General features: G+C 69.5%; 25 protein-coding genes and 1 pseudogene. 13 read left to right on the forward strand and 13 right to left on the reverse strand.

Going from position 1 to position 20,752, the window contains the following annotated elements; translation table 11 throughout:
* Positions 1 to 2: 2 nt before the first annotated feature.
* A complete protein-coding gene (locus tag ACFE87_RS03140) occupies positions 3 to 1,010 on the reverse strand; it encodes an AAA family ATPase (RefSeq protein ID WP_375458149.1) in 1,008 nt (335 codons plus the stop codon).
* Positions 1,011 to 1,174: 164 nt separating this feature from the next.
* Between ACFE87_RS03140 and ACFE87_RS03145 the strand changes: the two genes are divergently transcribed.
* The 6 genes and pseudogenes from ACFE87_RS03145 (at position 1,175) to ACFE87_RS03170 (ending at position 4,531) form a co-directional block, all read left to right on the forward strand.
* Complete coding sequence (locus tag ACFE87_RS03145) at positions 1,175 to 1,783, forward strand: DUF1285 domain-containing protein (RefSeq protein ID WP_375458150.1); 609 nt, start codon at positions 1,175 to 1,177, stop codon at positions 1,781 to 1,783.
* Positions 1,780 to 2,439, forward strand: coding sequence for a CoA pyrophosphatase (locus ACFE87_RS03150; protein WP_375458151.1), 660 nt, complete (start codon positions 1,780 to 1,782; stop codon positions 2,437 to 2,439). Before ACFE87_RS03145 ends, ACFE87_RS03150 begins: the two co-directional genes overlap by 4 nt.
* Positions 2,436 to 2,693 carry a DUF6111 family protein gene (locus ACFE87_RS03155; RefSeq protein WP_375458152.1) on the forward strand — a complete coding sequence of 86 codons (258 nt, stop codon included), beginning with the start codon at positions 2,436 to 2,438 and terminating at the stop codon, positions 2,691 to 2,693. Before ACFE87_RS03150 ends, ACFE87_RS03155 begins: the two co-directional genes overlap by 4 nt.
* Complete coding sequence (locus ACFE87_RS03160; protein ID WP_375458153.1) at positions 2,690 to 3,895, forward strand: CCA tRNA nucleotidyltransferase; 1,206 nt, start codon at positions 2,690 to 2,692, stop codon at positions 3,893 to 3,895. The genes ACFE87_RS03155 and ACFE87_RS03160 overlap by 4 nt, the downstream gene beginning before the upstream one ends.
* 66 nt (positions 3,896 to 3,961) lie before the next feature.
* Positions 3,962 to 4,245 (forward strand): annotated as a pseudogene (locus tag ACFE87_RS03165) (type II toxin-antitoxin system ParD family antitoxin).
* Between the two features lie 88 nt (positions 4,246 to 4,333).
* Entirely contained in the window at positions 4,334 to 4,531 is a 198-nt protein-coding gene (locus ACFE87_RS03170) for a type II toxin-antitoxin system RelE/ParE family toxin (RefSeq protein WP_375458183.1), read from the forward strand.
* Between the two features lie 10 nt (positions 4,532 to 4,541).
* Here ACFE87_RS03170 and ACFE87_RS03175 read toward each other — a convergent pair whose 3' ends face one another.
* Positions 4,542 to 5,777 (reverse strand): Zn-dependent hydrolase, encoded by a 1,236-nt coding sequence (locus tag ACFE87_RS03175; RefSeq protein WP_375458154.1) that lies wholly within the window; start codon positions 5,775 to 5,777, stop codon positions 4,542 to 4,544.
* Positions 5,778 to 5,876: 99 nt separating this feature from the next.
* Between ACFE87_RS03175 and ACFE87_RS03180 the strand changes: the two genes are divergently transcribed.
* Together ACFE87_RS03180 and ACFE87_RS03185 are read left to right on the forward strand one after the other, a co-directional pair.
* A complete protein-coding gene (locus ACFE87_RS03180) occupies positions 5,877 to 7,013 on the forward strand; it encodes an AI-2E family transporter (protein ID WP_375458155.1) in 1,137 nt (378 codons plus the stop codon).
* A 22-nt stretch (positions 7,014 to 7,035) separates the two neighbouring features.
* Positions 7,036 to 7,611, forward strand: a complete 576-nt coding sequence (locus ACFE87_RS03185) for a YbhB/YbcL family Raf kinase inhibitor-like protein (protein ID WP_375458156.1) — start codon at positions 7,036 to 7,038, stop codon at positions 7,609 to 7,611.
* 4 nt (positions 7,612 to 7,615) lie between these two features.
* Here ACFE87_RS03185 and ACFE87_RS03190 read toward each other — a convergent pair whose 3' ends face one another.
* On the reverse strand, positions 7,616 to 8,086 hold the full coding sequence (locus ACFE87_RS03190) for a methyltransferase family protein (RefSeq protein WP_375458157.1): 471 nt from the start codon (positions 8,084 to 8,086) through the stop codon (positions 7,616 to 7,618).
* A 202-nt stretch (positions 8,087 to 8,288) separates the two neighbouring features.
* Here ACFE87_RS03190 and flhA point away from each other — a divergent pair, with 202 nt between their 5' ends.
* Together flhA and ACFE87_RS03200 are read left to right on the forward strand one after the other, a co-directional pair.
* On the forward strand, positions 8,289 to 10,367 hold the full coding sequence (flhA, locus tag ACFE87_RS03195) for a flagellar biosynthesis protein FlhA (protein WP_375458184.1): 2,079 nt from the start codon (positions 8,289 to 8,291) through the stop codon (positions 10,365 to 10,367).
* A gap of 97 nt (positions 10,368 to 10,464) precedes the next feature.
* Positions 10,465 to 10,647 (forward strand): hypothetical protein, encoded by a 183-nt coding sequence (locus ACFE87_RS03200; protein WP_375458158.1) that lies wholly within the window; start codon positions 10,465 to 10,467, stop codon positions 10,645 to 10,647.
* 2 nt (positions 10,648 to 10,649) lie between these two features.
* Here the strand turns inward: ACFE87_RS03200 and trpB are convergent, their stop codons facing one another.
* The 7 genes from trpB to sppA all read right to left on the reverse strand — a co-directional run bounded on the left by trpB (position 10,650) and on the right by sppA (position 16,231).
* Positions 10,650 to 11,840, reverse strand: a complete 1,191-nt coding sequence (trpB, locus tag ACFE87_RS03205) for a tryptophan synthase subunit beta (protein WP_375458185.1) — start codon at positions 11,838 to 11,840, stop codon at positions 10,650 to 10,652.
* Positions 11,841 to 11,890: 50 nt separating this feature from the next.
* A complete protein-coding gene (locus ACFE87_RS03210) occupies positions 11,891 to 12,583 on the reverse strand; it encodes a phosphoribosylanthranilate isomerase (RefSeq protein ID WP_375458159.1) in 693 nt (230 codons plus the stop codon).
* A gap of 96 nt (positions 12,584 to 12,679) precedes the next feature.
* Positions 12,680 to 13,525 carry an SDR family NAD(P)-dependent oxidoreductase gene (locus tag ACFE87_RS03215; RefSeq protein ID WP_375458160.1) on the reverse strand — a complete coding sequence of 282 codons (846 nt, stop codon included), beginning with the start codon at positions 13,523 to 13,525 and terminating at the stop codon, positions 12,680 to 12,682.
* 32 nt (positions 13,526 to 13,557) lie between these two features.
* On the reverse strand, positions 13,558 to 14,508 hold the full coding sequence (locus tag ACFE87_RS03220) for an ornithine cyclodeaminase family protein (RefSeq protein ID WP_375458161.1): 951 nt from the start codon (positions 14,506 to 14,508) through the stop codon (positions 13,558 to 13,560).
* 23 nt (positions 14,509 to 14,531) lie between these two features.
* Positions 14,532 to 14,876 carry a LapA family protein gene (locus ACFE87_RS03225; RefSeq protein ID WP_375458162.1) on the reverse strand — a complete coding sequence of 115 codons (345 nt, stop codon included), beginning with the start codon at positions 14,874 to 14,876 and terminating at the stop codon, positions 14,532 to 14,534.
* A gap of 19 nt (positions 14,877 to 14,895) precedes the next feature.
* Positions 14,896 to 15,249 carry an integration host factor subunit beta gene (locus ACFE87_RS03230; protein ID WP_375458163.1) on the reverse strand — a complete coding sequence of 118 codons (354 nt, stop codon included), beginning with the start codon at positions 15,247 to 15,249 and terminating at the stop codon, positions 14,896 to 14,898.
* A gap of 10 nt (positions 15,250 to 15,259) precedes the next feature.
* The gene (gene sppA / locus ACFE87_RS03235) at positions 15,260 to 16,231 is read right to left on the reverse strand and encodes a signal peptide peptidase SppA (RefSeq protein ID WP_375458164.1); all 972 of its coding nucleotides are present in this window, start codon (positions 16,229 to 16,231) and stop codon (positions 15,260 to 15,262) included.
* 159 nt (positions 16,232 to 16,390) lie between these two features.
* Here sppA and mutM point away from each other — a divergent pair, with 159 nt between their 5' ends.
* Complete coding sequence (mutM, locus tag ACFE87_RS03240) at positions 16,391 to 17,272, forward strand: bifunctional DNA-formamidopyrimidine glycosylase/DNA-(apurinic or apyrimidinic site) lyase (protein ID WP_375458165.1); 882 nt, start codon at positions 16,391 to 16,393, stop codon at positions 17,270 to 17,272.
* Between the two features lie 7 nt (positions 17,273 to 17,279).
* Here mutM and ACFE87_RS03245 read toward each other — a convergent pair whose 3' ends face one another.
* The 3 genes from ACFE87_RS03245 to ACFE87_RS03255 all read right to left on the reverse strand — a co-directional run bounded on the left by ACFE87_RS03245 (position 17,280) and on the right by ACFE87_RS03255 (position 19,404).
* Complete coding sequence (locus ACFE87_RS03245; protein ID WP_375458166.1) at positions 17,280 to 17,552, reverse strand: hypothetical protein; 273 nt, start codon at positions 17,550 to 17,552, stop codon at positions 17,280 to 17,282.
* Positions 17,553 to 17,841: 289 nt separating this feature from the next.
* On the reverse strand, positions 17,842 to 18,093 hold the full coding sequence (locus ACFE87_RS03250) for a DUF6894 family protein (RefSeq protein ID WP_375458167.1): 252 nt from the start codon (positions 18,091 to 18,093) through the stop codon (positions 17,842 to 17,844).
* Positions 18,094 to 18,162: 69 nt separating this feature from the next.
* Positions 18,163 to 19,404 carry an amidohydrolase family protein gene (locus ACFE87_RS03255; RefSeq protein WP_375458168.1) on the reverse strand — a complete coding sequence of 414 codons (1,242 nt, stop codon included), beginning with the start codon at positions 19,402 to 19,404 and terminating at the stop codon, positions 18,163 to 18,165.
* 154 nt (positions 19,405 to 19,558) lie between these two features.
* On the opposite strand from ACFE87_RS03255, the gene ACFE87_RS03260 reads away from it, so the two are divergent.
* Entirely contained in the window at positions 19,559 to 19,852 is a 294-nt protein-coding gene (locus tag ACFE87_RS03260) for an aa3-type cytochrome c oxidase subunit IV (protein ID WP_375458169.1), read from the forward strand.
* A 103-nt stretch (positions 19,853 to 19,955) separates the two neighbouring features.
* A partial coding sequence (locus ACFE87_RS03265) for an NAD(P)(+) transhydrogenase (Re/Si-specific) subunit alpha (protein ID WP_375458170.1) occupies positions 19,956 to 20,752 on the forward strand: 797 nt, incomplete at its 3' end.

The raw sequence follows: 20,752 nt of genomic DNA on the forward strand, positions 1-20,752 counted from the left end.
GCTTAGCGACCGATTCGGGCGGCGAGACGGCCGACGATGCCAGCGATGGTCTCGCCGTCGGCGCGAGCCCCGAAGGTCAACGCCATCCTGTGCTTCAGGACCGGCTCGGCAAGCGCGATCACGTCGTCGACCGACGGCGCGAGCCGCCCCTGGATCAGGGCCCGGGCCCGGACGGCGAGCATGAGCGACTGGCTGGCGCGCGGCCCGGGGCCCCACATCAGCTTGCCGGCGACCTCGGCTCCGCCCTCCTCCGGGCGGGCCGCGCGCACGAGGTCGAGGATCGCGTCGACGACGCTCTCCCCGACCGGCAGGCGCCGCACGAGGCGCTGTACGTTGAGGAGCGCGTCCGTCGACATCACGGCGGAGGGTCGCTGGTCGCCGATCCCGGTCGTCTCGATCAGGATGCGGCGCTCCGCGACCCGATCCGGGTAGCCGACGTCGATCTGGAGGAGAAAGCGATCGAGCTGGGCCTCGGGCAGCGGGTAGGTTCCCTCTTGCTCGATCGGGTTCTGGGTCGCGAGAACGTGAAAGGGTCGTGGCAGGTCGTGACGCTCGCCGGCCACCGACACGTGGTGCTCCTGCATGGCCTGGAGCAGCGCCGATTGCGTGCGCGGGCTGGCCCGGTTGATCTCGTCGGCCATCAGAAGCTGGGCGAAGATGGGTCCCTTGACGAAGCGGAACGAGCGCCGCCGGTCGGCGCCCTCGTCCAGGACCTCGGTGCCGAGAATGTCGGAGGGCATCAGGTCGGGCGTGAACTGGACCCTGCGCGCATCGAGGCCCAGCACCGTGCCGAGCGTCTCGACGAGCTTCGTCTTGGCGAGGCCCGGCACCCCGACCAGGAGGCCGTGGCCGCCGGACAGGATAGTGATGATCGACAGGTCGACCACGTCTTCCTGGCCGAAGATCACCGTGTGGATGGCATCACGCGCCCGGCCGATCGTCTCGAGTGCAGCCTCGGCCTGTGAGACGACGGCATCGTCGAGGGAAGTGGCTTCAGCGGCCATCGTCATCGGCGGTTCTCCGGCGCCGGTGGACGTCGCGGCGCGGTGTTCGAAGCGGTCTCGCAAATGTGGGACCGCTTTCACCGCTCTGGCAAGCGGGTCCATCGGCCGCAGCCCGGGAGCGGGTGGGCGCAGGTTCGCCTTTGTCCGGTCCCGGCGGTAAGGATGCCGCCATGGCGGCGAGCGAACAGGGCGAAGGCGAGAACGGGACCGCGCCGGACGCGCTCGGCCGCCTGAACGCGGCTTTGGGCGGCCAGCCCGGTCGAGGCCCGGCCCCCGTGGAGCGCTGGAACCCGCCCCATTGCGGCGCGATCGACATGCGGATCGAGGCGGACGGCACGTGGTTCTACATGGGAACCCCGATCGGGCGCCCGGCGCTCGTCCGGCTGTTCAGCTCGGTCCTGCGCCGGGACGCGGACGAATTCGTGCTCGTGACCCCCGTGGAGCGGGTCGGGATCACGGTCGTGGACGCACCGTTCGCGGCCGTGGAGATGTCGGTCACGGGCGAAGGTCGCGGCAGGACGGTCGCCTTCCGGACCAATGTCGACGACCTCGTCGCGGTCGGGCCGGACCATCCGCTCCGTTTCGAGGAGGACGAGGCCGGTCTGCGGCCCTATGTCCTCGTCCGGGGCGGGTTGTGGGCGCGGGTCACGCGGGCCCTGACCTACGATCTCGTCGAGTTGGGCGAAGAGCGGGAGTTGGAGGGCCGGACCGTGTTCGGCCTCGCCGTCGGATCGGCCTTCTTCCCGATCCCGGGCAGCGGCGAGACCCGGGCCGGATGATTGCGGAGACGATCGCCCCAGCGTCCGTCTTCGAGGCCCGCGCGCTCGCGCGGCTGCGCCGTGAGCCGCCGGGCTTCCTCGAGCGCCGGGCCGACCTTAAGGGCGACCACGCCCTCGATCCCGAGAGCTGGCCCGATCTCGACGAGGGTATCCAGCCTCGCGTGGCCGCCGTTCTGGTGCCGGTCGTCGCCCACCCGACCGGGGCCTCGATCCTGCTGACGGAGCGGGCGGCCAACATGCGCCAGCATTCGGGCCAGATCGCTTTTCCGGGCGGCAAGATGGATCCCGAGGACGCGACACCGCTCGCGACGGCCTTGCGCGAGGCCGAGGAGGAGATCGGTCTCGACCAGCGGCACGTCCGCCCGCTCGGCTATCTCGACGCCTATCTGTCCGGCACGAACTTCTTCGTGGTTCCGGCCGTCGCGATGGTGGAACCCGGCTTCCACCTCCGCATCAACCCGCACGAGGTCGCCTGCGCCTTCGAAGTCCCGCTCGACTTCCTGATGGACGAGCGTCATCACGAGTTGCACGCCCGCGAGTGGAAGGGTCGCATCCGGACCTATTACGCGATGCCGTTCGAGGGTCGCTACATCTGGGGCGTCACCGCCGGCATTCTTCGGAACATGCACGAGAGGCTCTACGGGGACGGGGCATGATCAGGGTCTTGATCGAGGAACTGGCTCTCTTCCTGGTCCCCTTCCTCCTCTTCGCCGTGATGCTCGTGCTCACGCGCCGTCGCGTGCTGGCGATCGATTCGTGGTCGCGGAGCTTCACCTGGCTTGTGCTCGCGGGCCTCGGGATCGTGGTCGGCGGCTTCCTGCTGACGGGCATCTTCGCCGAGCGCCAGACCGGTCCCTACGTGCCGCCGCATATGGAGGACGGGAGGCCGGTTCCGGGCGGCTTCCGGTGAGCCCGGACGGCGAGGCAGCGGCCCGCGCGCTCGTCTCCCGCCCCGACATCGCCCGGCTCCTCTCCGTCCTCGACGAGGACGGCGAGGAGACCCGCATCGTCGGCGGGGCCGTCCGCAACGTCCTTCTCGGGCGAGAGGTGCGCGACGTCGACCTCGCCACGACCGCCCTGCCGAAACGCACGATGGCGCGCGCCGCCGCGGCCGGGTTCCGGACCGTTCCGACGGGGCTCGCGCACGGCACGGTCACGGTGCTGGTCCAAGGCACGCCCTTCGAGGTAACGACGCTCCGGGAGGACGTGGAGACCGACGGCCGTCACGCCGTGGTGCGGTTCGGACGCGATTTCACTGCCGATGCGCGTCGGCGCGACTTCACGGTGAATGCGCTCTCGCTTCGGCGTGACGGCACCGTCGAGGACGAGGTCGGCGGCATCCCGGACCTCGCGTCCGGCCGGATCCGGTTCATCGGAGAGGCCGACCTCCGCATCCGCGAGGATTACCTGCGCATCCTGCGCTTCTTCCGGTTCTGGGCGGAATACGGGCAGGGGCCGATCGATGCCGATGGCTACGCAGCGTCGATCCGGGCGCGAGACCGGCTCGCCCGGCTGTCGCGCGAGCGCGTCCGGGCCGAGTTCCTGAAGCTGCTCGCGGCGCCAAGGGCCGTGGAAGGCGTGACGCTCCTGGAACACGGCGGCCTCCTCGCGCGGCTGGTCGGCCGGATCGGGGATGCCGGCCGGCTCCGGCGCGCCGCGGCTGCGGGGTCCGACCCGATCGGCCGCCTGGCGGCCTTCCTGGTCCGCTCCACCGAGGACGCGCGCCACCTGCGTGAGATCCTGCGCCTGTCGAATGCGGAACACGGGCGGCTGGATCTCTATGCCGGTGCGCTCGCGAGGCTCGTCGGCCGTGCTCACCCGCTCGATGCTGCTGAGGCGAGGCGGCTCGCCGTGCTCTACGGCGTCAAAGCCCTTCGAGACGCAGGGGCTGCGGTCCTGGCAGAACCCCGGCCCGTCCTGACCGAGGACGGCCGCGATCTCCTCGCCCGCTACGCCGCAGGCCGAGCGGAGGCGCCCCTCTTCCCCCTAGCCGGCCAGGACCTCGTCGAACGCGGCATCCCGCCCGGACCGGCGCTGGGTCGCAGGCTTGCCGAGGAGCGGCAGCGCTGGATCGAGGCGGGCTGCCCGGATGAGTGGCTCATGCGTCCCTGACGAGCGCCGCTTGCGCCGCCGCCGCTGTATCATAAAGTGATAAGGCTAGAGCTCGGGAGGCCGACTATGCCATCAAGCTACACGCTCGGCGGACACTTCGAAGGTTTCGTTCGCAAGCTCGTCGAAAGCGGGCGTTATGCGTCGGCCAGCGAAGTGATGCGGGACGGGCTACGGCTAGTGTAGTGGAAGGACGCGAGAACCTGCGCGACGCTAAACTCGCGGCCCTCCGGGCCGACGTCGTCGAGGGCCTGGAAAGCGGTCCGGCGGAACCGCTCGACATGGAAGCGGTGAAAGCGAAAGCCCGTGGGCAGCGTCGGACAGTTCGGAAAGACGCCGGGCATGGTGCTTAGAATCCTCCGCACACCCGCAGCCGAGCGCGACCTCACCGACATCTGGACCTATGTCGCGGATGACAGCGAGCGGGCAGCGGACTGACCCCTGGACCGCTTCGACCAGCTGCTCAGGATGCTGGCCGACAATCCGTTCGCAGGACGGGCCCGACCCGAATTGTCGGGCGACCTTCGCAGCATTCCTACCGGCAACTACATCCTCTATTATCGCCTGGAAGGCGGAGACCTCGTCCTGGTCCGTGTCCGAAGCGGCTACCTCGATACGGGGGCCGAAGACTTCGCTTGAACCTGAACCCTCACGCCTCGAGCGTCGCATCGAAGGCCAGCACCGCGTTCAGCAGCACCTGCGCGCCGGCCGCGCATTGCTCGAAACTCGTCTCCTCGGCCTCGTTGTGGCTGATCCCGTCCCGGCACGGCACGAAGATCATGGTGGTGGGCGCGACGCGGGCGATATAGGCCGCGTCGTGGCCGGGTCCCGAGACGATGTCCCGGTGCGGCATGCCGAGGCTCTCGGCCGCGTCCCGGACCATGCCGACCAGGGTCGGATCGAAATGCACGGCCGGCGACAACCAGATGCGCTCGCAACCGTAATCGACGCCGTCGAGCGCCTCCGCCAGGCGCTCACGCAACTCGCCCTCCATACGCTCGAGCGTCGCGTCGTCGGGATGGCGGAGATCGATCGTGAGGAAGACCTCGCCCGGGATGACGTTGGTCGAGCCAGGCCGGCATTCGAGAATGCCGACGGTGCCGACCGCGAGCGGCGCGTTGGCCCGCGCCACCTCGTCCACGGCCAAGATGGCCCGGGCCGCGGCGACCAGCGCGTCGCGGCGGACCGCCATCGGGGTCGAACCGGCATGGGCGGCGGAGCCGGTGACGGTGAGCTCGAACCAGCGGATCGCCTGCACGCCGGTGACGACGCCGATCAGCTTGCCCTCGCGTTCGAGAATCGGCCCCTGTTCGATGTGGAGTTCGAACATGGCGGAGAGCGGCCGTCCGCCGACCTTGGCTTCGCCGCGATAGCCGATCGCGTCCATGGCGGCGGCGAACGTGGTCCCTTCGCGGTCCTCCCGGGAGAGCACGTATTCGGTCGTGAACACGCCCGCGAAGGCGGCCGAGGCCATCATGGCCGGGGTGAAGCGCGCGCCCTCCTCGTTCGTCCAGTTCACGAGTTCGATCGGCGCGTTGGTCTCGTAGCCGATCGCCTCGAGGCTGCGCAGCACCTCGAGCCCGGCCAAGACCCCGAGGCAGCCGTCGAACTTGCCGCCCGTCGGCTGCGTGTCGAGATGCGAACCCATGCAGATCGGCGGAAGCGCATCGTTCCGGCCCGGCCGGCGCGCGAACATGTTGCCGACTCCATCCACGGTGACGGTGCAGCCAGAGGCCTCGCAGGCGCGGCGGAACCAGTCGCGAACCCGCCTGTCCTCGTCCGAAAGGGTCAACCGGCGGATGCCGCCTTTCGGCGTGCCGCCGATCTCGGCGGTCTCCATCAACGTGCCCCAGAGCCGCTCGCCGTCGATGGTGACGTTGGTCAAGGGGCACTCCTTCGGACTGGCTAACGGAACCCGGGCTTGCTAGCCGGATTCATGAGAGCTGTCGCCTGGGCAGCGAACCCCGCCGGAGGGGGCCGATCCATGGTCGTCGAGACATCGATCGCGGCCGCGACCACGCCCCGGGGAGCCGATCCGGGTTCGGTCCCTCACCGCCGCACCCGGATGGTGCTCGGCCTTCTTCTCCTCGCCATCGGCCTCTGGACGATCCGCACCTTCCTGCCCGCGCTGGCCTGGGCCTCCATCCTGGCGATCGCCACCTGGCCCCTCTACGGCCGCATCCGTCGCCGGTTCCCGCCGAGCGGTCACGACATCCTCTGGCCGGCCCTGTTCACGCTCGGCGTCGCCCTCCTCTTCCTCGTCCCGCTGGCGCTCGCCGCGATCCAGATCGCCCGCGAGGCTCACCTCGTCTTCGACCTGGTCGAGGAGGCACGCCGGACCGGCCTCCCGGTCCCGGACTGGCTCGGGCGCCTGCCTGTCGTCGGCCCGAGTGCCGCGGGCTGGTGGCAGGACAACCTCGCGAGTTCCGCTGCGGCCTCGGAGCTGATCGAGCGCATGAACCACGGCGCGTTCGCGAGCTACACGCGCTCGCTCGGCGGGCAGCTCCTGCACCGCATGATCGTCTTCGCCTTTACGATCCTGACGCTCTTCTTCCTGTACCGCGACGGCCGCTGGCTCGCCGGCGAATTGCTGGTCGCGAGCCACCGGGCGGTCGGACCGCATGGCGAACGAATCGGCCGCCAGATGATCGCCTCCATCCACGGCACGGTGGACGGCCTGGTCCTGGTGGGGCTCGGGGAAGGCGTACTGATCGGCATCGCCTATTGGATCGCCGGAGTTCCGCATCCGACATTGCTCGGGGCCGCGACCGCCATCGGCGCGATGGTGCCGTTCGGGGCGGTGGCGGTGTTCGGCTCCGCCGCCCTGTCCCTCCTCGCAAACGGAGCCACCGGGGCGGCCATCGGCATCCTGCTCTTCGGTTCCGTGGTCGTCTTCATCGCTGACCATGCCGTGCGGCCCACCCTCATCGGAGGCGCGACCAAGCTGCCCTTCGTCTGGGTCCTGCTCGGCATCCTGGGCGGCGTCGAGACCTTCGGGCTCCTCGGGCTTTTTCTCGGACCCGCCATCATGGCCGCGCTACATCTTCTGTGGCGGGACTGGACGACCCCCGAAGCCGGGACGCCGGTCGGTGGCGAGGCTGTGGTCGCGCCACCACATTGAAGCTTGGACAGGGACGGACACGATGCTGGAGAAGCTGCCGCACGCGGTCGGGGAAGTGCTGAGGGGGTTCAAGCCCGGCCTCGAACGGACGATCTATTACGGCCGCGACATGGAGGGTGTGCCGGAAACGCTCGCCGTCTGCAGCGACGCCTTCCCGGACAGCGGGGTCCTTCCCGAGCGCTATACCGAGGACGGCGAAGGCCTGTCGCCGCCGCTCGGCTGGTCCGGCGCGCCGCCCGAGACGGCCTCCTTCGCGATCGTCATCGAGGACGCCGACAGCCCGACACCGGCGCCGCTCGTCCATGCGATCGTCTGGAACCTGCACGGCCACGAGAACGCCCTGCCGGAAGGCGCCCTGCCGAGCGATGCCGAGCCCGGCGACGATTCGGCGATGGGCAAGAACTCGTATTTCGAAGCGGAGTATTTGCCGCCGGACCCGCCGCCCGGCCACGGCCCGCATCGCTACCTGTTTCAGGTCTATGCGCTGAGCGAACCGCTCCAGTTCGACGGGCATCCCGGTCGCGGCAAGCTCATCGAGGCCATGCGGGGCCGGGTCATCGCCCGCGGGCTCACCACGGGGACCTACGAGCGGCCGTGAGCGGTCAGAGCCAGCGCCGGACCTGGGCCTTGTAGCGCCGGTAGGGATCCCCGAACTTCGCCTCGAGATAGCGCTCCTCCCGGAGGATCACGCCGTAATGCACGACGGCGATCGCGCCCGGCAGGAGCAGGAGCGCGAAGATGCTGTTGAAGGCGAACGCGATCGCCAGGTAGCCGAGCGCCATCGCGACGTAGATCGGATTCCGGCTCCGCCCGTAGGGGCCATCCGCGACGAGCGCCGTGCTCGGCTGCCATGGCTCGACCCTCGTGCCGGCCTTCCTGAACCGGCGCATGCAGTCGAGGATCAGCTTGATCGAGGCCCAGGCGAGGAGAATCGCGGCCGCGACGCGGAACCAGAGGGGGATGCGGGTGCCGAGATCGGTGGCGACATCGAGCAGGATCCCGAGCGCCAGGAAGCCGAGAAAGATGAGGGGCGGAGGCGCAATCACCCCCGGATTGTCCCGTATGGGCGTCATCGCGGCCTCTCCATCTGGCTTCCTCTGCATCCTCGCGCGACAGGGGTTAACCCCGCGCTAACCATGAACTCGGCAGAAGTTGCCGGGTGAGAGCCCCTGTCGCGGGCTCCCTCCGATGGGTCGGTTCATGAGAGATGCGGGTGCGGTGACGGCGATCGGCGGCGGCGTGCCGGCGCGGCGCGGCCTCTCCCTTCCCGACGGGATGAGCGTGCCGTCCCTCGGCGCCCTACACAAGCTGACCACGCGGCCGGACATCCTGCTCGCCGCAGGCGTGATGGCGATCCTCGCCGTCCTGATCGTCCCGCTCCCGCCGATCATCCTCGACCTGCTGCTCGCGATCTCGATCGTGACCTCCGTCCTGATTCTGATGACGGCGCTCTTCATCGAGAACCCGATGGAATTCTCGGTCTTCCCGACCGTGCTCCTGATCGCGACCATGCTCAGGCTCGCGCTGAACCTCGCGACCACCCGCCTGATCCTCTCCCACGGGCACGAGGGCGGCGCGCCGGCCGGTCATGTCATCGAGGCCTTCGGCCGCTTCGTGATGGGCGGCAATTTCGTGATCGGCGTGATCGTCTTCGCGATCCTGGTCCTGGTAAATTTCATCGTCATCACCAAGGGCTCCGGCCGCATCGCCGAGGTCGCGGCCCGGTTCACGCTCGACGCGATGCCGGGCAAGCAGATGGCGATCGACGCCGACCTCTCGGCCGGGCTGATCGACCAGGAGACGGCGCGTGCCCGTCGCACTGCGCTCGAGGACGAGAGCAGCTTCTACGGGGCGATGGACGGCGCCTCGAAATTCGTGCGCGGCGACGCGATCGCGGCGCTCCTCATCACCTTCATCAACGTAGTCGGAGGCATCATCATCGGGGTCGCCCAGCAGGGCATGTCCTTCGGCGACGCGGCGCGCTCCTACACGCTGCTCACGGTCGGTGACGGCCTCGTCAGCCAGGTCCCGGCGCTGATCGTCTCGACGGCCGCCGGCCTTCTCGTGTCGAAGGCCGGCGTGCGGGGAGCCGCGGCCGGCGCGCTCGGCCGCCAGCTCGCGAGTTACCCCCGGGCGCTCGGCATGTCGGCCGTCGTCATGGCCATCATCGGGCTCCTGCCCGGCATCCCGATCCTGCCCTTCGGCCTCCTGGCCGGCGGGGCCGGCTGGCTCGCCTTCCGGCTCAACCGGGAGAACACCGCCAAGGCGGCCGCGACCGCCGCAGCCGGCGGGGTCGGAGCGCCGGCCGCACCGATCGAAGAGCCGATGTCCGAGATCCTCAAGATCGACGACCTTAAGGTCGAGATCGGCTACGGCCTCCTGCCCATGGTGAATGGGGGCGGCGGCGAGGACCGCCTCACCGACCAGATCAAAGCGCTGCGGCGCCAGCTCGCCGGCGAACTCGGCTTCGTGATGCCGTCCGTCCGCATCCTCGACAACGTCACGCTCGAGGCGAATGCCTACGTGATCCGGGTGAAAGAGGTCGAGGCCGGCCAGGGCCGCGTCTTCCCGGGCCTGTCGATGGCGATGGACCCGATGGGTGGCCAGGTGCAGCTTCCTGGCCAGCATATGCTCGAACCCACCTTCGGCCTGCCGGCGACCTGGATCGACGGCGCGCTCGCCGACGAGGCGTCGGTCCGGGGCTACACGGTCGTCGACGCCGCGACCGTGCTGTCCACGCACCTGACCGAGATCATCAAGAGCCACACGGCCGAGCTGCTCTCGCATGTCGAGGTGCAGAAGCTTCTCCGCGAGCTGCCGAAGGAGCATGCCGATCTCGTGCGCGAGATCGTGCCCTCGCAGATCTCGACAACCGGCATCCAGCGCGTGCTGCAGCTGCTGCTCGCCGAGCGCGTCTCGATCCGCGACCTCGGCACGATCCTGGAAGGCGTGGCCGACGTCGTCGCGGGGCAGAAGAACCCGCGCGACATCGCAGAACATGTCCGGATGCGTCTCGCCCGGCAGATCTGCGCGCAATACACCGCGCCCTCCGGCCATCTCGCGATCATCACGCTGTCGCCGACCTGGGAAGCCGCCTTCATGGATTCCATCGTCGGCCAGGGCGACGAGCGCCACCTTGCCATGCAGCCCTCGCGCCTCACCGATTTCGTGACGCTCGTGCGGGACCGGTTCGAGGACGCGGCGCGCGCGGGCGAGATGCCGGTCCTGGTGACCTCGACGTCGGCGCGGCCCTATGTGCGCTCGATCGTCGAGCGCTTCCGGCGCGAGACCCCGGTGATCGGGCAGGCCGAAATCCACGCACGGGTCAGGCTGAAGACCGTGGGCAGCCTCTAGTCGCTCGCATCTCCGGAGCCGAGATTATTCGCGGCCCGAAGGAACTCTGGCCTGCGGACGTGGTTTCGAGTCCGTCTCGAACCGGACCGTCGCGGCCATGCTCATCTGGACCGTTCTCCTCGGTGGACCCCTCATGCTGCCGCTCGCGCTGATGATGCGGGCGGACGTTCCGGAGCTGATCGCGGAGGCGATGGTGGTCGCCGGGGTGATCGGACTATTCCTCGCCATCTGCGCCACCGAAGTGGTCGGCACCGGCCAGAGAAGACCCGCCTCGGACTGATCTCAGATCTTCAGCATCTCGGCCACCTGCGGCACGTCCTTGTCGCCGCGCCCCGACAGGTTCACGACCATCAGGTGATCCCGAGGCATGGTCGGGGCGAGCTCCGCCACCTTGGCGATGGCATGCGCGGGCTCGAGCGCCGGGATGATGCCTTCGAGCCGCGACAGGAGCTGGAAGGCTTCCAGAGCCTCGCCGTCCGTCGCGGATAGGTAGGTGACACGGCCAATCTCGTGCAGCCAGGCATGTTCCGGCCCGATGCCGGGATAATCGAGCCCGGCCGAGATCGAATGGGCGTCCGTGATCTGGCCGTCCTCGTTCATGAGAAGGAAGGTGCGGTTGCCGTGCAGCACGCCGGGCCGCCCACCGGCGATCGACGCCGCGTGTAGGCCGCCCACGATGCCGTGGCCGGCCGCCTCGACGCCGTAGATCGCGACCTCGCGGTCGTCGAGGAAGGGGTGGAACAGCCCCATCGCGTTGGAGCCGCCGCCGATACAGGCGACGAGCGAATCCGGCAGCCGGCCCTCGGCCTCGATCATCTGCTCGCGCGTCTCGTGGCCGATGATGGATTGGAAATCCCGCACCATGGCCGGGTAGGGATGCGGGCCCGCCACGGTGCCGATGCAGTAGAAGGTCGTGTCGACATTCGTGACCCAGTCCCGCAGAGCCTCGTTCATCGCATCCTTGAGCGTGCGGGTGCCGGACTGGACCGGCACCACCTGGGCGCCCAGCATCTTCATCCGGAAGACGTTCTGCATCTGCCGCTCGACGTCGACGGCGCCCATGTAGACGATGCATTCGAGCCCGAACCGGGCGCAGAGCGTCGCCGTCGCGACCCCGTGCTGGCCGGCGCCGGTCTCGGCGATGATACGCTTCTTGCCCATACGGCGCGCCAGCATGATCTGGCCGGTGACGTTGTTCACCTTGTGCGAGCCGGTGTGGTTCAGCTCCTCGCGCTTCAGGTAGATCTTGGCTCCGCCGGACCGGCCGGAGGCCGCGGCCACCTCGCGTAGATGCGCGGTCAGCCGCTCCGCGAAATAGAGGGGCGACGGGCGGCCGACATAATGCTTGAGATAGCCGTCCATCTCGGCCTGGAAGGCGGGGTCGGCCTTGGCCCGCTCGTATTCCTGCTCGAGCTCCAGGATGTTCGGCATCAGCGTCTCGGCGACGAAACGACCGCCGAAGATCCCGAACATGCCGCGCTCGTCGGGGCCGGACCGGAAGGTGTTGGGGCTGTGGGGCGCGTTCACGCGACTCTCCTGCGCTGTTCCGCCGACGCGAAAGCGGCCCGGGCCGCTCGAATGAAGGCTGTGATCCGGGAGGGATCCTTCTCGCCCGGCCGTGTCTCGACGCCAGACGACACGTCGACGGCCCGCAGGCCCGTCGTCGCGACCGCCTCCGCGACATTGTCCGGTGTCAGGCCGCCGGACAGCACGATGTCGAGCCCGGGGTCAAGCGCCGCCCGGGCCGCGAAGCCGTCGAGCAGGTGCCAGTCGAAGGCCGCGCCGTTGCCGCCCGGCCGATCCGAACCGCGCGGCGGCTTTGCGTCCAGGAGAATGCGGTCCGCCGCACCCCGATAGAGCGCCATGCCGGCGAGGTCGGCCGCGCTCTCGATCCCGATCGCCTTCATGACCGGCAGCCCGTACCTCGCCCGGATCGCGGCCGCGCGTTCGGGCGTCTCCACCCCGTGCAACTGGACGACATCCGGCTCGATCGCCAGGAGCGCTTCGTCAAGGTCGCGGTCGTCCGGGTCGACGACGAGCAGCACGCGTTCGGCGCGGCCCTTTGCCATCAGAGACAGATCGCGCCCGAGATTCAGCCCGAGATGGCGCGGAGAGCGGGCGAAACGCACGAAGCCCACCATGTCGGCGCCCGCATCGAGGGCGGCCGAGAGCGTGTCCGGCGTCGAGAGGCCGCATATTTTGACGAAGGAGGTCATTGCTCTTCGTGAACCATGAGGTCGATCACGTCGTCGAGCGATCCAAGCACGATCGATGCAGGACAGGCGCATTCATGGTAGCACCGGACGAGGATGTTATCCCTGCATATAGTCCTCGAACGCCGCCTTGTAACGCGCGTCCCAGCGCGAGAGGGCCGGCCGGTTCAGGACGATGTCGTCGGCTGCCCAGCGGATGCGCTTCTCGTCCGTTTCGCGCGCGACGTCATTATCCGGGCACAGGATGTAGAAATCGCCGCGCGCGAGCGCATCCAGCATGAACGCGACCGTCTCGTCCGGCGTCCAGGCGGCGGCGGGCTTTTCCTCGACGCCGCGCGAGCGGGTGAGGCCGGTGAAGACGAAACCCGGGATGAGGAGATGCGCGCTCACGCGGCAGCCGGGTCGCTGCCGGAGTTCATGGGCCAGCGCTTCGGTCACGACCTTCAGCCCGGCCTTGGAAACATTGTAGGGCGTGTTGCCGGGCGGCGTCGTGATGCCCTGTTTCGAGCCGGTATTGACGATCGCTGCCGGTCGCCCGGCCTCGATCATCCGGGGCAGGAAAGCCTGAAAGCCGTGGATCGCGCCCCAAAGATTGACGTCGAGGATGCGGCGCCAGGTCTCGAGCGGGCTCGCGAAGGTGCCGCCCGCCTCGATGCCGGCATTGTTCATCAGGATGGCGACGTCGCCAAACCGCGTGGCGGCCGTCTCGGCGAGCCGGTCCACCTCGTCCGGCCGAGTGACGTCGGTCGGGACGGCAAGCGCCTCGCCCCGGCCCGCGGCCGCGACCTCGCGGGCCGCCTCGTCGAGCGCCGGGCCGGGAAGGTCTGCGAGGCAGACATGGAGGCCGAGTTCCGCGAACCGCCGGGCGGCGGCCCGCCCGATGCCGCTCGCGGCGCCCGTGACGACGGCGGTTCGGCCAGGTTTCAGGGCAGGGTGAAGCAGCATGACGTCGTCCTCGGAAGCAGTAACGGCCCGGATCAGGTCGCGAGGCTGCGCCAGACCTCGATCGCGGCGGCGAGATCCTCGAGCGAGGCGCCGATCGACTTGAACAGCGTGATCTCGTCCGGTGACGTCCGGCCGGGCGCCCGGCCGGTCACGAGATCGGCGAGGTCGCCCCGGATCGCCGCCCTATCGAAGGTGCCGGCCCGGATCGCCACGGCGACGTCTCCTCCCTCGACCGTGCAGGCCTCCGTGTCGACATGGACGGACGCACGGGCGAGCGCTACGTCGTCCGCCTCGCGCATGCCGAGCGTGAAGGCGCCGACGAGGTCGAGATGGCTCCCCGCCGTCAGCCATTCGCCGCGGACGAGGGGCGTCTCGGATAATGTGGCGCAGGAGACGAGGTCGGCGCCGGCCACCTCGCGCGCGAGATCGTCGCCGGCCGCGACCGCAGGCCACCCCTCGGCCGCCAACCGTGCCGCGAGAGCGGTCGCCGGGGCGGGGTTCCGGTTCCAGATCGCGATCCGGTTGAGCGGGCGGACCGCCGCGTGGGCACGGATCAGGAAGGGCGCGAGGGCGCCTGCCCCGACCATCAGCATGCGGCCGGCATCCGGCCTCGCCAAGTGTCGCGCGGCGAGCGCCGATGCGGCCGCGGTCCGCCAGAGCGTGAGCCGAGCCCCGTCCAGGGCGGCGAGCGGCTCGCCCGTGGCGCCGTCCATCAGGAGATACGTGCCCTGTACGCTGGGGAGACCGCGCGCACGATTGCCAGGGAAGACGGACACGGTCTTCACGCCCAGGAACTCGCCCGAGGCGCCGCGGGCGGACCAGGCCGGCATCAGCAGGAGCGTCGCGTCGCCATCAGGCCGCGCGACCGCGTGATGGTGACGCGGCGGCGCCGTGATCCCGCCCCGGAAGGCGCGGTCGAGCGCCTCGATCAGGGACGGCATGAGAAGGACGCCGTCAATCTCCTCCGCCGTGACGACCCGCATGGCCGGGGTCCCGCCGAACCCGGTCAGGCCGGGGAGCGGGGCGCCGGCAGCGTGTTGCCGCGATTGGTCGCAAGCGAAGCCCGGAGGCGGTCGGCCTCAGACTTCAGGCGGTTGACCTCCCGGCGCGAGGTTCGGCTCGACCGGCGGTCCCGGCCGGCCGCGAGCCAGGCGCCCATCCCGCCGATGAGGATCCCCAGCGCCAGGGCCGCGAGGACGATCGCGTAGAGCGGCACGGTCAAGGCCAGGTCAGGCGGGCCCTTCGCGAAGGGGTCGAGCGAGAAGGTGACGGGTGCCCGGTTCGCGACCGACAAGAGGATGACGACGAGCGCGACCGGGAGAAGCAGGAGAGCCTTGAGGGCGGCCAGCATGGGGCGATTCCAGCGATCTTTATTTCAGACGAGAGGAGTACAGCTCGGCCGACACCCGGTCCTCCGAGGGCTCCGCAGCCTCCTCCTCCGGAGTGAGGAGGTTCAGGCGTTTGCGCATCTCCTTGCCGGTCTTGAAGACCGGGATGACCTTTTCGGACACCGAAACGGTTTCGCCGGTCCGCGGGTTCCGGCCGGCTCGCGCGTCCCGCGTCTTCACCGAAAAGGCGCCGAAGCCCCGCAATTCGACCCGGTCGCCGCGCCCGAGGGCGTCGGAGATGGTGTCGAGGATCGAGTTCACGACGTTCTCGACATCCCGCTGGTAGAGGTGCGGATTTCGAGCCGCGATCCTCGTGACAAGTTCGGACTTGATCATAGGCGACGGCTCAACGGTCGGCGGAATGGGGCTGCCACAACGCGAGGAGGCCGGTGAGTTCGGCCGCCGACATCGTGCCTGCACCGGACCGGATCGCGGCGGCTGCGCGGTCTAGCCCGAACAGGTCGGCCCCGAAGGCGGCAGCCGTCCAGAGCGAGAAGTTCGACGGCCCCCTCGGCTTCCAGTCGCGCACCGGCAGACCGCGCGCGACCTGCCGGTCGCGCTCGAGCCAGGCGATCGCCTCTCGTTCCGATCCGAGTTCGTCGACGAGCTTCAGAGGCAGCGCCTGCCGGGCGCTGAAGACGCGCCCGTCGGCGACGGTGGCCACTTCCGCATCGGACATGTTTCGTCGGGTCCGGACGAGGTCCTTGAACCACCCATAGGTGTCGTTCACGACCGATTGCAGGGCGGCGCGGGCCTCGGGCGAGGTCGGCCTGAAGCCCGACGGTTCCGCCTTGAGCGGGCTCGACTTCACCTCTTCCACCGATACGCCGATCGTGCCGAGAAGCTTCGACACGTCCGGAAACTGGAACAGCACGCCAATCGATCCGATCAGCGACGTCTCCCGCGCGACGATCCGGTCGGCCGCGAGCGCCGTGATATAGGCCCCGGAGGCGGCTGTGCCATCGACGAAGGCGACGGTCGGCTTCTTGGAGGCGAGCGTCCGGATGCCCTGGAACAGCTCCTCCGAGCCGGTCGTCGTGCCGCCGGGGGAGGAGATCGAGACCACCACGCCGGCGACCGTTCCGGCCTCGCCGACCTGCCGCAGCAGATCCGTCATGCGCTGGTCGCCGGTGATGAGCCCGGACACGGAGATGCGGGCGATCTGCGGTCCGGCCGCGAAACGGCCGGTGCTCCGCGCAGCGACCAGCCCGCCCGTCACAACCGCGATCAGAAGCGCCGCGAAGGCGAGCACGCGCCACAGGGTCAGCTTGCGTCGGAGGCGCCTTCGATCGGCGATCATCTCGGCATCGGCGATCATGCAGGCTCGTCCTATCGGGCTTTTGCGCGCGCGGCGGAACTTAGACCTTCCGCCCGGAGTGCCGCAAGGGAGGGAGCCGAGCCTTCACGTCGAGCCCGGCGCCAAGCCTTCCTGCCGTATCCGCGAAGAGCCATATAGCGTCCGAGGTCGAACGAGATCATGCCCGAACTTCCTGAAGTCGAGACCGTCCGACGCGGCCTCGAACCCGCGCTCGTCGGACGCCGGATGACGAGGGTCGAGCAGCGCAGGCCCGACCTCCGATTCCCGCTGCCCGAGGGCTTCGTCAGCCGGCTCGAAGGCGCGAGCGTGCTGTCCCTTGACCGGCGCGCGAAATACCTCCTCGCCCGCCTGTCGACGGACGAGACGCTGGTGATGCATCTCGGCATGACGGGACGGTTCCGTGTCGAGGCCGGGGGCCGTCTCGACGAGCCCGGCGCCTTCTACCAGTCTCACGGCGCGCAGGCCGCGCATGACCATGTGGTGCTGCATCTCGATGACGGGTTGCGGGTCACCTACAACGACGCCCGGCGCTTCGGCTTCATGGGGCTCTACCCGAGTGACGGGATCGAGCGAACCCCGCCCTTCGCAGCGATGGGAATCGAGCCGCTCGGTCCGGCGCTCGACGGCGCGGTCCTGGCCCGGCTGTTCGCCGGCCGGCGGACGCCGCTGAAAGCCGCCCTCCTCGACCAGCGCCTCGTGGCCGGGCTCGGCAACATCTATGTCTGCGAGGCCTTGTTCCGGGCCCGCCTGTCGCCGCAGGCACCGGCCGGATCGATCGCGACGTCGACGGGACGGCCGCGCGCCAAGGCTCTGGCGCTCTCGGGCGCGATCCGGGCCGTGCTCGAGGAGGCGATCGCCGTCGGGGGATCGACGCTGCGCGACCATGCCCGGGTCGATGGCAGCGCGGGCGCCTTCCAGGAGCGGTTCCGCGTCTATGACCGCGAGGGCGAGCCCTGCGTCACGCCGGCCTGCCGGGGCCTGGTGCACCGGATCGTGCAATCCGGCCGCTCGTCCTTCTATTGCCGCGACTGTCAGCCGTGAGGGATGGTTACTCCGGAAGGCGAGCCCGCCGGGGCGTCACCGGGGTGTCGATGATGGCCCGCTTCACCGCCTCGTAGCCTTGCCGCTCGCCGCGCTCGCTGGCCTCCAGCTTGCGGACCAGCGGTTCGAATTGCGGCGGAACATTCGTCTCGCCCAGGAAGGCCGGCTTCTCGTCTTCGATCCGGAGCGCGGTGCGCAGCCGCCGCCCGAGATGCTCCTGCACATCGCGCGGCAAAGCCGCATCGGTGCGCTTCGGCTCCGTCGTATCGTCCTCGGTCATCCTCGTCCCCCTGCCGGAACCTGGAATCCGTTCGGCCACGCCGAAACATGTGGCCGCTTTATCCAACGCCGTGGCAAGCAATTCGGTGCGGCGACCCTGCCTATTCTGCCGCACAGTGCTTTGGCGGCAACGCCTTTTGGCAACACGCGGGCCAGCCCCGATCATCTCACGTCTTCGCAGACTGGAGACGATCGCCGACGTCCGGTGTCTTGCGATCCGCCTGCGGGACGGACCGCCTCCGTCATCCGCCAACCCCGAGCGCAAGCGGCGCTCGGTCCAGCGGTCCGTCCTAACCTTGCAACTGCGCCCGCCAGAAGGTCATCGAGGACGGCATCCTGGCCAGCAACGCACCGCTTTCGTCGGCGACCTCGACCGACCATTCGGACGGGTCCGTTCCGCCCGACTGCCACTCCGATCGCAGCCGCTTCCAGATCTCCATCGCCTCGATTTCGGCGCTGTCGAGATCCGGAAGGTCCAGGCCCTGGACGTCCCGCCTGATCTTGTCGCCCTCGTGGATGACGTCGAAAAAATAGCGCGGCATGTGGGATCCGATCTCGATGGCCCGCGACCGTGACAGCCGGGCGTTAAGCGGCCCTCTCCCGGGTCTCGCTCAGTTCAGCTCGTCCTTGACGAACCGCCCGTCCTTCATGATCGCCGGCATGTGGGCGCCCTGGCGGGTGAGGAACGAAAGATCGGCCAGCGGATCGCCGTCGACCACGACGAGATCGGCGAAGGCGCCTGGCGCGACGCTCCCGATCCGCCCCTCCATCCGCAAGAGCTTGGCCGCGTGGGACGTCGCCGAGCGGATCACCTCGATCGCGGGCAGCACGGCGCCCCGGATCACGAATTCCTCCGATTGGTGCCGATGCATCGGGCCGAGGAGGTCGGTGCCGTAGGCCATGGTGACGCCGGCCTCGCGCAGGATGCCGAGCGATTCCAGGCCCGCGAGCCGCACGTCGTCGATCTTGGCGACCGAGGCCGCCGGCAGGCCGAGCGACGCGCCCTCGCTTTTCAGCTTGTCGAAGGTGACGAGCGTCGGGCAGGCGATGGCGCCGCGCTCGCGCATGAGCCGCGCCGTTTCCGGCTGGATCAGGTTCGCATGCTCGATCGAATGGACGCCGCATTCGACCGCCCGCCGGATCGCCTCGTCCGTATAGAGGTGGCCGGCGACATAGGTCTGGGCGTTCGTCGCCTCCTCGACCATGGCCGTGATCTCGTCGCGCGAATAACCCAGGAAGGCGATCGGGTCGGTCGGCGATGCGACGCCGCCATTCGCCATGATCTTGATGAAGGTCGCGCCGCGCCGGATCTCGTCGCGAGCCGCGGCCCGGCACGCATCGACCCCGTCCGCGACCCTTCCGAGCGCGCCGAGGCGACGGGCCTGATAGCCGAAATCGCGCTCCTCGACCCGGCCCCTGAGGTCGCCGTGCCCGCCGGTCTGCGACAGGGCCTTCCCGCAGATCACGAGCCTTGGCGCCTCGATCAGCCCCTCCTCGATCGCCTGGACGAGGGCATGCGTCGCCCCGCCGAGGTCGCGTATGGTGGTGAAGCCGCGCCGGAGCATGCCCCGCATGATCTCGGCCGACCGGAAGGCGACCAGCGCGTCCGGCAGGAGCGCGTTCTGGGCGAGGTCCGCGATCGTCGCGATCACGTGGACGTGGCAATCGATGAGGCCCGGCATCAGGGTGCGGCCGCCGAGATCGATCACCCGCGCGCCCTCGCGCCGGATCTCCTGCTCCGAAACCTCCCGGATGACGCCGCCTTCGACCAGCACGTTGGAACCGGGGCGGCGTTCCTCGGCGGCTCCGTCGAGCAAGGCGGCATTGGTGAACAGGATGGGGGTCTCGAACATCGAACGATCACGGCTCCTCGCGTGCCCGACCGGCCGCTCACTCAGGATCGGGGAAGAGCCGGACGGCGGCAAGCGCGGGAAGATCGGTCTGCCGATTGCAGGCCCGAGGGCCATCGGCTATGGCCGGAGAACCTCACGAGCGGAGAGCGGGCACATGGCCCAGACCACCCCGAACCCAGCTTCTGCCTACCGTCCGGAGATGGACGGGCGGGCGCACGAGAAGACCTACGACGCCTTCACCCATTTCACGACGGTCGCCTCGGTCTTCGTGACCTGCATCGTCGTCGGCCTCGCGGTGGGAGGCGTGAAGCACGCCTGGATCTCGGCCGCCTTCATGATCCTCCTCGCCCATATCGCGACCGCGATCGGCCTGTTTTCGACGTCGATCTCCTGGCGGGCGCCGGGCGCGGTCCTGGCCGTGCTCCTCCTGATGCTGCTGCTCTACTAGGGCTTGCTGCCGGGCGCCGCGCCCGGCCATGATGGGGACATGACGGGCCGACGGTCCGGGCCCTGGCCGCCGAGGCGGTGCTTGCACGAGGGAAGGTGTGGAGATGCGGATCGCGGTCCTGTCGGACGCTCCCGCCGAATCGCGCGTCGCGGCGACGCCGGAAACGGTCAAGAAATACGCAGTCCTCGGGGCGTCCCTGACGGTGGAGGCCGGAGCCGGAATCGCGGCCGGCATCCCGGACCGGGATTTCGAGGCAGCCGGGGCGACGATCGCGCCCGACAAGGCAGCCCTCCTCGCGGACGCCGACCTTATCCTGTCGGTGCGCCGTCCGCAGGCCGCCGAACTCGCCGGGGTGAAGCGCGGTACGCTCGCGATCGCCGTGATGGACCCGCACGGACATGAGGGCGACGTCAGGGCGCTGGCCGAGCGCGGCCTCACCGCCTTCTCCATGGAACTGATGCCGCGCATCACCCGGGCGCAGGTGATGGATGTCCTGTCGAGCCAGGCGAATCTTGCCGGCTACCGGGCCGTGATCGACGGCGCGGCCGAATACGGCCGCGCGCTTCCGATGATGATGACGGCCGCCGGCACGGTCCCGGCGGCCCGGATCTTCGTCATGGGCGCCGGCGTCGCGGGTCTCCAGGCGATCGCGACCGCGCGGCGCCTCGGGGCCGTCGTGACCGCGACCGACGTCAGGCCCGCCGCGAAGGAGCAGGTGGAGTCGCTCGGCGCCAAATTCGTCGCCGTCGAGGACGAGGAATTCAAACAGGCCGAGACGGCGGGCGGCTACGCCAAGGAGATGTCGGCCGAGTACCGCCGGAAACAGGCCGAACTCGTCGCCGCCCACATCGCCAAGCAGGACATCGTCATCACGACGGCGCTGATCCCGGGCCGGCCGGC

The organism is uncultured Enterovirga sp. (assembly GCF_964242715.1).
GTDB lineage: Bacteria > Pseudomonadota > Alphaproteobacteria > Rhizobiales > Beijerinckiaceae > Enterovirga.